The organism is Pseudomonas sp. Irchel 3E13, assembly GCF_900187455.1.
Taxonomy (GTDB): Bacteria; Pseudomonadota; Gammaproteobacteria; order Pseudomonadales; family Pseudomonadaceae; genus Aquipseudomonas.
Genome location: NZ_FYDX01000010.1, coordinates 233,301 through 246,638, shown reverse-complemented (window position 1 = coordinate 246,638; position 13,338 = coordinate 233,301). Strand labels below are relative to the sequence as shown.

The following is a 13,338-nucleotide window of genomic DNA, read 5'->3' as shown; positions in this document are numbered from 1 at the left end:
ATCAGGCTCCTTGAGAACTGGGCGTGGGGTACAGGGTGTCTTGAAGGTCGGTCGAAGCGGCTTGCAGCGGGCCGAAGGGCTCGCGGACGCCGCGGCACAGGTGGTCGCGAATCAGGTACAGGCCCGCCATGAATCCCCAGACTTCGAGGTACGGGCCGTAGGTCGACGGCTGCCGCTCGAAGCTGGCGCGGTAGTTGGCGATATGCCGGTAATGCACGTTGGGGCGACGGTGGTGGACGTCGTGGTTGGGCAAGTCTTGCGGGTAGACATACAGGCGCACCGGCACGTCCAGCAGCAGGCACTTGAGCAGCCATCCGGTCCAGGCGACGAGGCCGTGCGACGGTGGCGTGCGGCCCTGGAAACGTCCCCAGGTCAGCCGACCGTAGTGAGTCTTGTCGCCACGCTCGGCATCGCGGTGATAGAACCAGAGGTGCTCGGTGAACAACTGCAGCCACATCGAATGCTCGAACAGCACGGCACGCGGGATCACATAGATCAGGCCGAAGGCCGCCAGCATGTCGGTGGCCCACAGCAGCGCCAGCAGTACGCCCCAGAACACCAGGCGGAACCGCACTTCACCTTGTGGCGGCCCCACGAAGCAGTCGTTCAGCGTGGCGCGCCAGCGGTGCAGCAGGTACGTCGGACGAAACGGCGTGCTGAACGCCCGCCACCAGTACTCCAGCTCCGGCATGCCCGGGTAGAAACCTTGCGCCTGGATAAAGCGCTGGTCCGGGTCGATGTCGGTGCACAGCACATGGATGTTGTGGTGCTCGCGCACATGGCTCTGGTTGTAGGTGTCCCAGTCCTGGTACAGCAGCGGCGTGGTCAGGAAGAACCGGGCGTAGCGCTGGGCGCGCGCCTTGTCCTTGAGCACCGCGCCGTGGGTCAGGTAATGGAAGGTCGCCTGCATGCTGCGCAGCCGATTGACCATCAACACCCAGGCCGCGAGCACCAGCAACACCGACACCAGCGGATGGAAAACCCCGTCCAGCACCGCCTGGCCGAGCAGCACCAGGCCGATCATCGTGCCCCAGGTGAACAGCAGGTGCGCCACCAGGAACGGCTCGCCGGTCTTGTCCATTTGCGCCTTCAGGACCTCAGGCGCCAGCGCCCTGCCCTTGCCGGTCAGCCAGGTCCACAGCGGCTGGAACGGCAGGTGCGCATAGCTTTCGCGCACGTTGCCCTGCGGCCCGTATTGGCAGTAATGAGTGCCTTGATTGGCACGTTCTTGAGTGCTCATCAGTACACCCTGGTCAGGTAGAGGACAGGGATGGTGCTGTACAGCCAATAGAACGGCTGCATGCGGTTGTGGTCGGCGCCGATCACGATCGGGTTGCGCCATTGCCGGGCGAACACCTGGCCGATGGCGGCGTATTCCGCACCCTGGGCGTAGAGGATCTGCATCAGTTCTTCATTGCTGCGCTGCTGATGCCAGGCCTGATAGAGCGGCAACCGGGCATTGAAGATCGCGGCGTAATCCAGGTCGCTGTCGACGATGCAACCGTTGTCGCGATTGGCCAGGCGCTGCTCGGCGTCCGCGGTCAGCGCGCGCCATTGCGCCTCGCCGCCCGCCGCGCCGGCGATCATGATCGACTCGGTCTGCGGCCCCAGCGCATCGAGAATCTTCTGTTGGCTGATGCGCAGCTTGTGGGCGAAGCCTTCGCGGGTTTCCTTGAGGCGATCGAGGGTGGACGCGTCGAACCCTTCGAAGTCGCCGGCACCGATGGCAATCCGTGCATCGATGCCGTGCTTTCTCAGGACCGCCTGCAGGTCAGGCAGGGTCTTGACCACACGCCCGGCTACCAGCCCGATGCCTTCGCCGAGGTAGTCGAAGGTGTAGCGCAGCCGACCGTTCTTGTTCTCGTAGCCGTAGTCCGGGCACACCGGCGACACCAGGGTGATGGTCTCGCCCGCAAGGCCCTTGACCAGCGTCTCGGCGAACCGCGCCATGAAGTGCGGTGCGGAGGTGGTGAAGGACAGGCGCTCGAATGCCCGCTCCAGGTCCACCACCAGGGCGTCCGGCAATTCACGCATGGCCGGGTAACGGACCTTGAGTGCCGGCGTGGTCACCGTGTTGTCGTTGACCGCGCATAGCAACAGGCTCAGCAGCGACGGACGACTCTGGTTGATATACGGCTTGTCCAGAATAAGTGTCTTCTTGCCTTCGCTGTTTCGCACGTGCCATTGGAAGCCGGGAAACTTCGACTGAATGAAACGATAGAACGGCATATAACGTGGCAGCCCGGTACTTTCATCACCTTCCTGTTGGAAGCGGGCATACACTGCCGACAACCTGGACACTTCATCTTCAATGCAAAGAGCCTTGACCAGATCGGCCGGCGGTTGTTGCGACAGAGAGATTGGCGACAACACACGCTTGCTGATCAACTTATGAGTAAGTTTGTTTCTGACGTAATACTTCGCGAGAGTCTGGCTCATGGCATCACCGGTACGAAAGTTCCTGGTCAGCAGGCATTAGTTCGATAAGGTTGATATTCACGTGTTCCGGCTGACTTAATGCCCAGAGCACCGAGTTGGCGACATCAACCGGTTCCAGCGGGGTCAGGGTGCTGTACACCCGGTCGGCCTTTTCCTGGTCGCCGTCGCACTGCACCAGGGCGAACTCCGAACGGGTCTTGCCCGGTGCAACGCTGGTCAGCCGCACCTTGCTGCCCACCAACTCGGTGCGCAGGCAGCGCCCGAAGTGATCGACAAAGGCTTTCGAAGCGGCGTACACATGGCCGCCCTTGTAGTGCACATGGGCACCGATCGAGGTCAGGTTGACCACATGCCCGCGACCGCTTTCGATCAACTTCGGCAATACCGCACGGGTGACGTTGATCAGCCCGTGGACATTGGTATCGAGCATGGTGGTTATTTGCTCGTCCGTTATATCCAGCAACGTTCCCTGGCCTTGAAGCAAGCCGGCACCGTTGACAAGTTTGCTGAAGGCGGCGAACGCGTCGGGTAGTTGATTGATCAATTTGGTAATTGACTGGCTGTCGCGAACATCACAGCTCACCGGATAAAAACGTCCGTGGAATTCATCCGCCAGTGCATCAAGACGATCTTCCCGACGTCCGATTCCTACAACTTTACTTCCCTGCTCTATCAAAAGTCTGGCGCAAGCCAGCCCAATGCCAGACGTCACGCCAGTGACGATGACCGTTTCATCAGTTTTCAAGTGATGCTCCTTTTTATTGCACTTTTCGATGGGTAATTGCAGTTACAGAAGCGTCCGTGCCTGATGAACACGTGCAGGTTAGAAAGCGCGAGGCGGGATGTACCGGTACAGCGAGAGGGGCGCGCGCCAAACTGTCTGGTCGCGGGACCATGACAGTTCGGGAGGGCAGCGGGCAGGCGTGGCTGTTCATTTGCGGATCACGCGCGGGGGACATGCGCTGCCCAACCACTTATCCCCTCCCCGCAGAAATTTTCTGCAACCTCTTGCACATCAAATATTATGGTATACCATCAGACAACAAGACCTAATCAACACTCCGCAGGAGCCGCTCATGAGTTTCGAAATCCGCAAGATCGTCACCTACTCCGAAGAAACCCGCATCGAAGGCGGCAAGGCCACCGACAAACCGGTGACCATGGTCGGACTGGCCGTCGTGATCAAGAACCCTTGGGCGGGCCGCGGTTTCGTCGACGACCTCAAGCCTGAAATCCGCGCCAACTGCTCCGAGCTGGGCGCGCTGATGGTCGAGCGCCTGACCGCCGCCATCGGTGGTGCCGACAAGATCGAGGCCTATGGCAAAGCCGCCGTGGTCGGCGCCGACGGCGAGATCGAGCACGCCTCCGCAGTGATCCACACCCTGCGCTTCGGCAACCACTACCGCGAAGCGGTCCAGGCCAAGAGCTACCTGAGCTTCACCAACAAGCGCGGCGGCCCAGGCACCTCGATCCAGATCCCGATGATGCAGAAGGACGACGAAGGCCTGCGCTCGCACTACATCACCCTGGAAATGCAGATCGAAGACGCCCCGCGTGCCGACGAAATCGTCGTGGTCCTGGGCGCTGCCGACGGCGGTCGCCTGCACCCGCGCATCGGCAACCGCTACATCGACCTGGAAGAGCTGGCCGCGGAAAAAAACCAATAACAACAACGTCCATCGGGCCGGGGCGTGCGTTCGGTCCAGACCGCAGCACGCCCGACTCTCAAGGAGCGCCCCACCATGATTCAGCCTGTTGCTGAACGTACACCTGCCGGAACCAGTTACCTGGCCAGCGGCCAGGGCCATCCCGTGGTACTGATCCACGGCGTGGGCCTGAATAAAGAAATGTGGGGCGGACAGTTCGTCGGCCTCGCCAGCGACTACCGCGTCATCGCCTATGACATGCTCGGCCACGGCCAGAGCCCGCGTCCGGCGCCCGGCACCGACCTGCAAGGCTACGCCGCGCAATTGGCCGAACTGCTGGAGCACCTGCAGATTCCCCAGGCCACGGTGATCGGCTTTTCCATGGGCGGCCTGGTCGCCCGCGCCTTCGCCCTGCACTACCCGCACAACCTGTCGGCACTGGTGGTGCTCAACAGCGTGTTCAACCGCAGCCCCGAGCAGAGCGCCGGCGTTATCGCCCGTGCCGCCCAGGCCGCCGAACACGGCCCCGACGCCAATGCCGAAGCGGCCCTGGCGCGCTGGTTCAGCCGCGAATACCAGGCGGCCAACCCCGCGCAGGTCGCGGCCCTGCGCCAGACCCTGGCCAGCAATGACCCGCAGGGTTACCTGACCACCTACGAACTGTTCGCCACCCAGGACATGTACCGCGTCGACGACCTGGGCAGCATCCAGGTGCCGACCCTGATCGCCACCGGCGAGTTCGACCTCGGCTCGACCCCGGCCATGAGCCGCGAACTGGCCGAGCGCATTCCCGGCGCGCAAAGCGTGGTGCTGGCCGAACAGCGGCATATGATGCCAGTGGAGTCGCCGCGTCTGGTCAACCAGATGCTGCTGGACTTCCTCGGGCACGCCCGAACCCTCTCCGACTCAGCCAAGGGGATCGTTGCATGACGCTCACTCGTTTCCAGATGTGCATCGACGGCCAGTGGCTCGATGCCCACAGCGGCAAGACCTTCGACAGCCTCGACCCGTCCACCGCGCAGCCCTGGGCGCAACTGCCCGATGCCGATGAAACCGATGTCGAACGCGCCGTCCAGGCCGCCCAGAAAGCCTTCGACAGCAAAGCCTGGCGCGGCCTCACCGCCACCGCCCGAGGCAAACTGCTGCGCCGCCTTGGCGACCTGATCGCCGAAAACAAAGAGCACCTGGCGCAACTGGAAAGCCGCGACAACGGCAAGCTGATCCGCGAAACCCGTGGTCAGGTCGGCTACCTGCCAGAGTTCTTCCACTACACCGCTGGCCTGGCCGACAAGCTCGAAGGCGGCACCCTGCCGCTGGACAAGCCGGACCTGTTCGCCTACACCGTGCACGAACCGATCGGCGTGGTCGCCGGGATCATCCCCTGGAACAGCCCGCTGTACCTGACCGCGATCAAGCTGGCACCGGCCCTGGCCGCCGGCAACACCATCGTGCTCAAACCGTCCGAGCACGCCTCGGCGACCATCCTCGAACTGGCCCGCCTGGCCCTCGAAGCCGGCTTCCCGGCTGGCGTGGTCAACGTCGTCACCGGCTACGGCCCGACTACCGGCGCAGCGCTGACCCGTCATCCGCTGGTGCGCAAGATCGCCTTCACCGGCGGCGCCGCCACCGCTCGTCATGTGGTGCGCAGCAGCGCGGAAAACTTCGCCAAGCTGTCGCTGGAACTGGGCGGAAAATCGCCGAACATCATCTTCGCCGACGCCGACCTCGACAGCGCCATCAATGGCGCCGTGGCCGGCATCTATGCCGCCTCCGGGCAGAGTTGCGTGGCCGGCTCACGGCTGCTGGTGCAGGACGAAATCTTCGACGAATTCGTCGAGCGCCTGATCGAACGCGCCAAGCGCATCCGCATCGGCAACCCGCAGGACGAAGGCAGCGAAATGGGGCCGATGGCCACCGCCCAGCAACTGGCCGTGGTCGAAGGCCTGGTCGCCGCTGCCTGCGCCGAGGGCGCGCGCCTGCGCCTGGGCGGCAAGCGCGCCGAGGTCGAAGGTGACGGCTGGTACTACGAGCCGACCCTGTTCGAATGCGATAGCAACTCGATGACCATCATGCAGGAAGAAGTCTTCGGCCCGGTCGCCGCGGTGATCCGCTTCAAGACCGAAGAAGAAGCCCTGGCCATGGCCAACGACTCGCAGTTCGGCCTCGCCGCCGGCATCTGGACCCGCGACCTCGGCCGCGCCCACCGCCTGGCCCGCGACGTGCGCTCGGGGATCATCTGGGTCAACACCTACCGCGCCGTCTCGGCGATGGCGCCCATCGGTGGCTTCAAGAACAGTGGCTATGGCCGCGAAAGCGGTATCGACTCGGTGCTGGCCTACACGGAACTGAAAACGGTCTGGATCAACCTCTCGACCGCGCCCATGCCCGACCCCTTCGTCATGCGCTGACAGGTGAACTGAAATGATCGAACCCGGCATCTACAAAGACGTGATGGGCTCCTTCCCGTCCGGCGTGACCATCGTCACCACGCTGGATGCCGAGGGCGGCCTCGTCGGCATCACCGCCAGCGCCTTCAGCGCGCTGTCGATCGACCCGGCGCTGGTACTGTTCTGCCCCAACTACGCCTCCGACACCTACCCGATCCTGCGCGACGCCAAACGCTTCGCCATCCACCTGCTGGCGGCGGGACAAACCGCCGAAGCCTACGCCTTCGCCGGCAAAGGCAAGGACAAGGCCAAAGGCATCGCCTGGCACCTCAGCGAGCTGGGCAACCCGCTGCTGGACAACGCCACGGCGATCATCGAGTGCGAGTTGTGGCGCGAGTACGACGGTGGCGACCACGCCATCATCGTGGGTGAGGTGAAGAACCTGGTGCTCCCTGAGCAGCCGGCCACGCCGATGATCTATCACAAGGGCAAGCTGGGCGCGCTGCCGCCCCTGGGTTGATTTTCAGGGCCTTATCACCGGCGAGCCGGCGATAAGGCCTGCCCTTTTTCCACCTGTGGAGAAACACTCCGGCATGAACAACGAAAAATACGAAAAAGGCCTGGCCATCCGCACCCAGGTGCTGGGCGAGGACTACGTCAACCGCTCGATCCAGAACGCCGACGAATTCACCAAGCCGCTACAGGAGCTGGTCACCGAGTACTGCTGGGGCCACGTCTGGGGCCGCGACGGTTTGTCGCTCAAAGAGCGCAGCATGATCAACCTGGCGATGATTTCGGCGCTCAACCGACCGCACGAACTCAAGCTGCACATCCGTGGCGCCTTGCGTAACGGACTTAGTCGTGAGCAAATACGCGAAATCCTCCTCCAGGTCGGTATCTATTGCGGCGTACCCGCGGCCGTGGACAGCTTTCGCCTGGCCCGCGAAGCCTTCGCCGAGGCCGACTCGGAGTCAACCAGTTAAATACTGGCTGTTCGAAACCACCGCAGGGAGCACCCGGTTATCGAGTGCTCCGATGTCGCTGGCGCAACAGCCAATTGCAGAGCGCAGATGATGAAACGCCAGCCCCTCGACGACAGCTTCAAGGTCAACCGCAACCCCGTTACCCTGCGTGAAATCGTGCTCGACAAACTGCGCGGCGCGATCATGAATTTCCACCTTCTGCCCGGCGACCGTCTGGTCGAACGCGACCTCTGCGACCGCCTCGGCGTCAGCCGCACCTCCGTCCGTGAAGCCCTGCGCCACCTGGAATCCGAAGGTCTGGTGGAGTTTGCCGACGCCAAGGGCCCGCGCGTTGCCATCATCACCCTCGAAGACGCCCGCGATATCTACGAATTGCGCTGCGTGCTCGAAGGCCTGATCGTCCAGTTGTTCACCCTCAATGCCAAGGCCAAGGACATCCGCGCCCTGGAAAAGGCCCTCGAAGAAAACCGCGAGGCCCTCAAGGACGGCGAGCTGCAACAAGTGATCGACTCGGTGCAGGGCTTCTACGATGTGCTGCTGGAAGGCTCCGGCAACCATGTCGCCGCCACCCAGTTGCGCCAGTTGCAGGCACGCATCAGCTACCTGCGGGCCACCTCGGTGTCCCAGCAAAACCGCCGCGGCGCCAGCAACCAGGAAATGGAAAAGATCGTCGAGGCGATCAAGAGCGGCGATCCACTGGCCGCACACCAGGCTTCCGTGGACCACGTCCGCGCCGCCGCCAAGGTGGCCCTGGACTACCTGCGTTCGAAACAGGACGACGCCGGCAAGATCCGCGAAATCGCCACCCCCATCGCTCTGAAAGAGCCCCGCATAGGTCGCTGATCATGCCCGCCGTCCCGCGTTTCTGCCCGCAATGCTCCGCCGCGCTGCACCAGGGACGGCCGGACGGCGACACCCACGAGCGGCTGCTCTGCGCCGCCTGCGGCTACATCCACTACGTCAATCCGAAGATCATCGCCGGCTGCATCATCGAGCGCGAGGGTAAATACCTGCTGTGCCAGCGCGCGATCCCGCCGCGTCCCGGCACCTGGACGCTGCCGGCGGGCTTCATGGAAGCCGGGGAAACCACCGAGCAGGCGGCCCTGCGTGAGGTCTGGGAAGAAACCGGCGTACGCGCCGATATCGTCTCGCCCTACTCGATCTTCAGCGTGCCGAAGATCAGCGAGGTGTACATCGTCTTCCGCGCGGTGGCGGTGGAAATCACCGGCCAGTACGGCCCGGAAACCCTCGACTGCCGCTTCTTCGCGCCCGATGAAATCCCGTGGGACGCCATCTATTACCCGGCGATCCGGCAGATCCTCGAACGCTACATCGAGGAACGCCAGGCCGGGGTCTACGGCATCTATATGGGCAACGACGACAGCGGCAAGGTCCACTTCATCCGCTGACCCTCAGCCCAGGCGCTGCTTGAGAAACTCGATCAGCGCCTGCACCGGCCGCGCACTCTGTCGGTGCTGCGGGTACACCGCCGACAGTTGCAACGGCTCCGGGGCGAACGCCGCCAGCACCGGCACCAGCGAACCGTCCTCCAGCGCATCGCCGACGATGAACGTCGGCAAGTAGGTGATGCCCATCCCGGCAACCGCCGCTTCGCGCAGCAAGTCGCCGTTGTTCGCCCGCATCCGCCCGCTCACCGTCACCACCCGCGCCTTGCCCTGCTCGACGAAACGCCATTGCACCTGGCGGCCATGGCCGTAGGGCAGGCAATCGTGTTCGGCCAGATCGTCCGGCCGCGCGGGAGTGCCGCGCCGGGCCAGGTAATCCGGACTGGCGCAATAAACCCGGTCCATGGCCGCAAGTCGCCGGGCAATCAGCGTCGAGTCCTCCAGCACACCGATGCGCAGCGCCAGGTCGTAGCCCTCGCCCAACAGGTCCACCGAGCGGTCGCTGAGGTCCACCTCGACACTGACCTGCGGATAGCGCTGCAAAAACTCCGGCAACAGCGTGCCCAGATGCGCCACGGCGAACGACAACGGCGCGCTCAGGCGCACAGTACCGCGGGGCTCGCTGGTCTGCCCGGCGATGCCCTGCTCCACCTGTTCCACCTCGGCCAGCAGGCGCTGGGCCGATTCGTAGTAACTCTGGCCCAGCGGGGTCGGGTCCAGGCGCCGGGTCGAGCGGTTGAGCAGGCGCACACCCAGGCGGTCTTCCAGTGCCATCACGCGACGGCTGACGAACTGCTTGGACAGCCCCAGCTTGTCGGCCGCGGCGGTGAAGCTGCCGGACTCCATGACCTGGGAAAAAATACGCATGTCTTCGAACGGGTTCATTGTCGCTTCCTGGTGGACAGTGACAGGCCTTATAACCGCTTTTTGACGCGCCGACGAGGGTGCGATCAGGCCTTCAAGCCGGGGTGATCCAGAAGATGTCCTTGCTCTTTACCCGGATCTCCATCCGCCCGTCCTTGCGCACACGCAGCACCGAGTTCTTGTAGACCGCCTGCTCGTCCTTGAAGTACTTGTCGCTCGCCCAGTAAGCGCCGCCCTTCTCCTCGTAGGCCACGAAGTTGCCGTCCTGCTGCAACATCAACCGCCCCGCCTTGACCTTCCTGTCGCTTGCCGCCGACCAGACCACTTTCTGGTCCCGGGTTCTGACCAGCTCCAGCGCACCTTCATGCCGGAAGTACAGGCGATAGGTGCCCATGTCGGAGGTCAGGAAACAGCCCGGGATCAGGTGCTCATCGACCTCCAGGCGATCACGCTCGGCGAACGCGCTGACATAGGGATCGATGTAGAACTGTTGATCGTTATCGTGCGGGTGATCGGCGCGCTTGCCGTCCAGCCGGCAGTCCGTGACCGACTTTCCGCTCCGCGTGATCAGGCGGCTGTCGTTGAACGGGTCATCGGGCTTGCTCTTGTATTGCAGGTTGAACATCTTGGTCGAGCGGTTCCAGGTGATCTTCCACGCGAGGTTGCGGTCTTTGCCATCAACCGCGCCAGGTTTCCCGCCAAACTGCAGGACCTTGCCGGAAACCGCGTGCCTGACGCGAAAACGATGATCGATATGCGGATTGAACACCAAGGGCTCGATCGCCTCCAGCCGCCACTCCTGGATCACCGAGCACAGACGGACCTGATTGTCGCTGCCAAAACGCATCCCGAAGTCGCCCAGGCCAGAGCGAAACGACACCTGGAGACCCTGCGTATCCAGCACCAGCTCCTGGACCAGCGCCTTGACCTCGCCCGGCAGCACATGGGTCATCTCGATTTCCTGCTTGCCCAGCTCGCGCTCGAAGTTCTTCAGCTCATCTCCCAACCGGTAAGGCGTGCAAGGTCCTGGTCGACCAGGTGCAGCAGCAACATTGCCTTGACCTGCACCAGGTAAAAACGGGCGTATGTGTACTGGGTCGCAAAGAAGAACGACACGAAGTCACGCCGGCCCTGGTCTTCCTGGAACGGGGAGAGAAAATCGTATCCGTAGACATTACTCAGCAACGCCTGAAGGATCTTGAGATTTTCCCGAACCTCACTGGCAACCCGGCTACCCAACAAGCCGAGACGGCCGAGCGCGACCATCCGGTCGGCCGCGCCCTGCAGGCCACCCGCCGCGTGTTCGCGAATCGCCCTGGCCACGGTCTCGAGCAAGCCGTCGTATTCCCGATAAATGCTCTCGATGGTGGTCACGGCGGGCGCAATCGCATACTTCGAGAGGTCGAGGCGATACAGGTCGACCTGCCTGTCGACCCGAGTGATGTTCAAGCGGGCAGTGTCCAGCAGGTCGAGGTCGCGTTGCAGGCGCTGGTCGACCTCGTCGAACGGCACACTGCGGTGATCTGCGAGCAGCACGCCCCAGACGCCTTTGACCGCCTGCGGCACAAACGCAAGACCGGTCTGCTCGGCAAGCTCCCGGGCGGAAATCGATAGGCCGTACTGAAGCGGTGAGTTGATCATCGACGCCTTTCTCCCTGTGCGGCTGGACAACCCAACCGGCTGCGAGAACCGATTGTAGGAGGAAGGACCGAACGAATAAATAGCAAATAGCCATCAACCAGCAATGCCGCATGGCCTCTCACGAGGCCATCATTCAGGTGGCGTCGGAGCGCTCAGCGCAGCTCCGGCCAGGTGGTGAGCACATCGAAACCGTCGTCGGTGACCACCACCATGTGTTCCCACTGCGCCGACAGTGAATTGTCACGAGTGACCACCGTCCACTGGTCGGCCAGAGTCTGGGTCTGGCGCTTGCCGGCGTTGAGCATTGGCTCGATGGTGAAGATCATGCCCGGCTTGAGCTTCATGCCCAGGCCGCGCTGGCCGAAGTGGAGGATCTGCGGCTCGCCGTGATAGACCTGGCCGATCCCGTGGCCACAATACTCGCGCACCACGCTGAAACCGGCGCCCTCGCCCACGGACTGGATGGCGTGACCGATGTCACCGAGGGTCGCGCCCGGGCGCACGCTGCGGATACCCGCCCACATGGCGTCGAAGGTGACATCCACCAGTCGCTGCGCCTCGTCGCTGACTTCGCCGACGCAGTACATGCGGCTGGTGTCGCCGTACCAGCCGTCCTTGATCACCGCGGTGTCGATATTGACGATATCGCCGTCCCTGAGCACCCGATCCGACGGAATGCCATGGCAGACCACCTCGTTGACCGAGATGCAAAGGGTCTTGGGAAAACCGTGGTAACCAACGTTGGCCGGAATGGCCTTCTGCTCTTTGACGATGTAGTCGTTGCAGATGCGGTCGAGTTCATCAAGGGTGATGCCCGGCTGCACATGGGGCTTGATCATCGCCAGGACATCGGCGGCCAACTCGGCGGCGACGCGGGCTTGAGCGATCTGCTCGCGGGTATGAAGGGTAACGTTTCTCAATGTTGGGCTCCCATGCCGGCTGACTGCGCCGTGCTGTCCAGCGCGCAGACCCGCTTGAGGTCGAGGCCGCCCTGCTGCTCGGCCTGGATCAGCAGGCGGCAGATTTCATTGTGGTTCAGGTCGGGGTGCAACTCGGCGAGCATGCCGATGCGCATCCAGTGTTCGGCCTGCGCATTGATGGAGCGGCTGAGCGCGTTGCTCGCGACGCGAAGGCTCTCATGCATTGATTCTGAGATTTTTACGATGCCCACGGAAAGTTCCTATATGAAACGCTGACGTTTCGTATATTAGCTGAAAACTTGCGCTAGGTAACATTTCCCGCTTGATCCGCTGTACGTCGGCGCGCTGGAAAAGCACAGTTTCACGCTTACGCTTTACAGGCAGGGCCGCCGGCCCCGCCGAACCCTGTGTCGTGTCAGTCAAGGAAGTCGCCGCGTGCCCTCCATCTACCAGCTCAAACCCCGCTTCCAGGCGCTGTTGCGCCCGGGTGTCAGCCGCCTGCATCAGCGCGGCGTCACCGCCAACCAGGTGACCGTCGTCGCCGCCCTCGTCTCCGTCCTGCTCGGCCTGCTGCTGGCCTGGGGCAGTCAGCACGCCTGGCTGTTCGCCCTGTTGCCACTGTGGATGCTGCTGCGCATGGCGCTCAATGCGGTGGACGGCATGCTCGCCCGCGAATTCGGCCAGCAGTCGCGGCTGGGCGCCTACCTCAACGAACTCTGCGACCTGATCGCCGATGCCGCGCTGTACCTGCCGTTCGCCCTGCTGCCCGGTGTCTCGCCGTTGCTGGTGGTACTGGTGGTGTTCGCCGCGCTCATCAGCGAATACGCCGGGGTCATGGGCCCGCTGGCCGGGGCCTCGCGGCGCTACGACGGGCCCATGGGCAAAAGCGACCGGGCCTTCGTCTTCGGTACGCTAGGCCTGGCCGTGGCGTTCGCCATTCCGGCCGCCTGGGTCAACGGCGTGCTGCTGGTGGTCCTGCTGCTTTCCCTCTATACCCTCTACAACCGGGTGCGCCGAGGTCTCGACGAAACCCGCTGATTCTCTCGCCGGAT

Annotated in this window: 16 protein-coding genes; 8 read left to right on the top strand and 8 right to left on the bottom strand. The window is 63.3% G+C overall.

Translation table 11 applies throughout. The features are described 5' to 3' along the window. Window position 1: 1 nt before the first annotated feature. The 3 genes from CKW37_RS32800 to CKW37_RS19525 form a co-directional block, all read right to left on the bottom strand. Window positions 2-1,240, bottom strand: coding sequence for a hypothetical protein (locus CKW37_RS32800; protein WP_095157457.1), 1,239 nt, complete (start codon window positions 1,238-1,240; stop codon window positions 2-4). Beyond that, window positions 1,240-2,283, bottom strand: coding sequence for a hypothetical protein (locus tag CKW37_RS19530; RefSeq protein ID WP_143502041.1), 1,044 nt, complete (start codon window positions 2,281-2,283; stop codon window positions 1,240-1,242). Before CKW37_RS19530 ends, CKW37_RS32800 begins: the two co-directional genes overlap by 1 nt. Window positions 2,284-2,443: 160 nt before the next feature. Next, the gene (locus CKW37_RS19525) at window positions 2,444-3,184 is read right to left on the bottom strand and encodes an SDR family NAD(P)-dependent oxidoreductase (RefSeq protein ID WP_095157452.1); all 741 of its coding nucleotides are present in this window, start codon (window positions 3,182-3,184) and stop codon (window positions 2,444-2,446) included. Between the two features lie 331 nt (window positions 3,185-3,515). Here CKW37_RS19525 and CKW37_RS19520 point away from each other — a divergent pair, with 331 nt between their 5' ends. From CKW37_RS19520 to CKW37_RS19490, 7 genes are all read left to right on the top strand, one after another. Then, window positions 3,516-4,106: an amino acid synthesis family protein gene (locus CKW37_RS19520; protein WP_095157450.1), complete on the top strand. Its 591-nt coding sequence runs from the start codon at window positions 3,516-3,518 to the stop codon at window positions 4,104-4,106. A 75-nt stretch (window positions 4,107-4,181) separates the two neighbouring features. After that, entirely contained in the window at window positions 4,182-5,015 is an 834-nt protein-coding gene (locus tag CKW37_RS19515) for an alpha/beta fold hydrolase (RefSeq protein ID WP_095157448.1), read from the top strand. Continuing rightward, window positions 5,012-6,493, top strand: coding sequence for an aldehyde dehydrogenase (locus CKW37_RS19510; RefSeq protein WP_095157446.1), 1,482 nt, complete (start codon window positions 5,012-5,014; stop codon window positions 6,491-6,493). Before CKW37_RS19515 ends, CKW37_RS19510 begins: the two co-directional genes overlap by 4 nt. A gap of 13 nt (window positions 6,494-6,506) precedes the next feature. Next, on the top strand, window positions 6,507-6,992 hold the full coding sequence (locus CKW37_RS19505; protein ID WP_095157444.1) for a flavin reductase family protein: 486 nt from the start codon (window positions 6,507-6,509) through the stop codon (window positions 6,990-6,992). A 73-nt stretch (window positions 6,993-7,065) separates the two neighbouring features. After that, window positions 7,066-7,455 carry a carboxymuconolactone decarboxylase family protein gene (locus CKW37_RS19500; RefSeq protein WP_095157442.1) on the top strand — a complete coding sequence of 130 codons (390 nt, stop codon included), beginning with the start codon at window positions 7,066-7,068 and terminating at the stop codon, window positions 7,453-7,455. Between the two features lie 90 nt (window positions 7,456-7,545). Next, the gene (locus CKW37_RS19495) at window positions 7,546-8,298 is read left to right on the top strand and encodes a GntR family transcriptional regulator (RefSeq protein ID WP_095157554.1); all 753 of its coding nucleotides are present in this window, start codon (window positions 7,546-7,548) and stop codon (window positions 8,296-8,298) included. Between the two features lie 2 nt (window positions 8,299-8,300). Further along, complete coding sequence (locus CKW37_RS19490) at window positions 8,301-8,864, top strand: NUDIX hydrolase (RefSeq protein ID WP_095157440.1); 564 nt, start codon at window positions 8,301-8,303, stop codon at window positions 8,862-8,864. A 3-nt stretch (window positions 8,865-8,867) separates the two neighbouring features. Here CKW37_RS19490 and CKW37_RS19485 read toward each other — a convergent pair whose 3' ends face one another. From CKW37_RS19485 to CKW37_RS19465, 5 genes are all read right to left on the bottom strand, one after another. Continuing rightward, complete coding sequence (locus CKW37_RS19485; RefSeq protein ID WP_095157438.1) at window positions 8,868-9,746, bottom strand: LysR family transcriptional regulator; 879 nt, start codon at window positions 9,744-9,746, stop codon at window positions 8,868-8,870. Window positions 9,747-9,819: 73 nt separating this feature from the next. Continuing rightward, complete coding sequence (locus CKW37_RS19480) at window positions 9,820-10,731, bottom strand: hypothetical protein (RefSeq protein ID WP_143502039.1); 912 nt, start codon at window positions 10,729-10,731, stop codon at window positions 9,820-9,822. Continuing rightward, window positions 10,716-11,366 (bottom strand): hypothetical protein, encoded by a 651-nt coding sequence (locus tag CKW37_RS19475; protein WP_095157434.1) that lies wholly within the window; start codon window positions 11,364-11,366, stop codon window positions 10,716-10,718. Before CKW37_RS19475 ends, CKW37_RS19480 begins: the two co-directional genes overlap by 16 nt. A 152-nt stretch (window positions 11,367-11,518) precedes the next feature. Further along, a complete protein-coding gene (gene map, locus CKW37_RS19470; protein ID WP_095157432.1) occupies window positions 11,519-12,286 on the bottom strand; it encodes a type I methionyl aminopeptidase in 768 nt (255 codons plus the stop codon). After that, window positions 12,283-12,537 (bottom strand): ParD-like family protein, encoded by a 255-nt coding sequence (locus CKW37_RS19465; RefSeq protein WP_095157430.1) that lies wholly within the window; start codon window positions 12,535-12,537, stop codon window positions 12,283-12,285. Before CKW37_RS19465 ends, map begins: the two co-directional genes overlap by 4 nt. 184 nt (window positions 12,538-12,721) lie before the next feature. Here CKW37_RS19465 and CKW37_RS19460 point away from each other — a divergent pair, with 184 nt between their 5' ends. Then, window positions 12,722-13,324, top strand: a complete 603-nt coding sequence (locus tag CKW37_RS19460) for a CDP-alcohol phosphatidyltransferase family protein (protein ID WP_095157428.1) — start codon at window positions 12,722-12,724, stop codon at window positions 13,322-13,324. Window positions 13,325-13,338: the final 14 nt, after the last annotated feature.

What these genes read in the sequence shown, in the direction of transcription:
- CKW37_RS19500 (WP_095157442.1), top strand. Translation starts at nt 7,066, where the DNA reads ATGAACAACGAAAAATACGAAAAAGGCCTGGCCATCCGCACCCAGGTG.
- CKW37_RS19505 (WP_095157444.1), top strand. Translation starts at nt 6,507, where the DNA reads ATGATCGAACCCGGCATCTACAAAGACGTGATGGGCTCCTTCCCGTCC.
- CKW37_RS19495 (WP_095157554.1), top strand. Translation starts at nt 7,546, where the DNA reads ATGAAACGCCAGCCCCTCGACGACAGCTTCAAGGTCAACCGCAACCCC.
- CKW37_RS19485 (WP_095157438.1), bottom strand. Translation starts at nt 9,746, where the DNA reads ATGAACCCGTTCGAAGACATGCGTATTTTTTCCCAGGTCATGGAGTCC.
- CKW37_RS19515 (WP_095157448.1), top strand. Translation starts at nt 4,182, where the DNA reads ATGATTCAGCCTGTTGCTGAACGTACACCTGCCGGAACCAGTTACCTG.
- CKW37_RS19490 (WP_095157440.1), top strand. Translation starts at nt 8,301, where the DNA reads ATGCCCGCCGTCCCGCGTTTCTGCCCGCAATGCTCCGCCGCGCTGCAC.
- CKW37_RS19475 (WP_095157434.1), bottom strand. Translation starts at nt 11,366, where the DNA reads ATGATCAACTCACCGCTTCAGTACGGCCTATCGATTTCCGCCCGGGAG.
- CKW37_RS19520 (WP_095157450.1), top strand. Translation starts at nt 3,516, where the DNA reads ATGAGTTTCGAAATCCGCAAGATCGTCACCTACTCCGAAGAAACCCGC.
- CKW37_RS19510 (WP_095157446.1), top strand. Translation starts at nt 5,012, where the DNA reads ATGACGCTCACTCGTTTCCAGATGTGCATCGACGGCCAGTGGCTCGAT.
- CKW37_RS32800 (WP_095157457.1), bottom strand. Translation starts at nt 1,240, where the DNA reads ATGAGCACTCAAGAACGTGCCAATCAAGGCACTCATTACTGCCAATAC.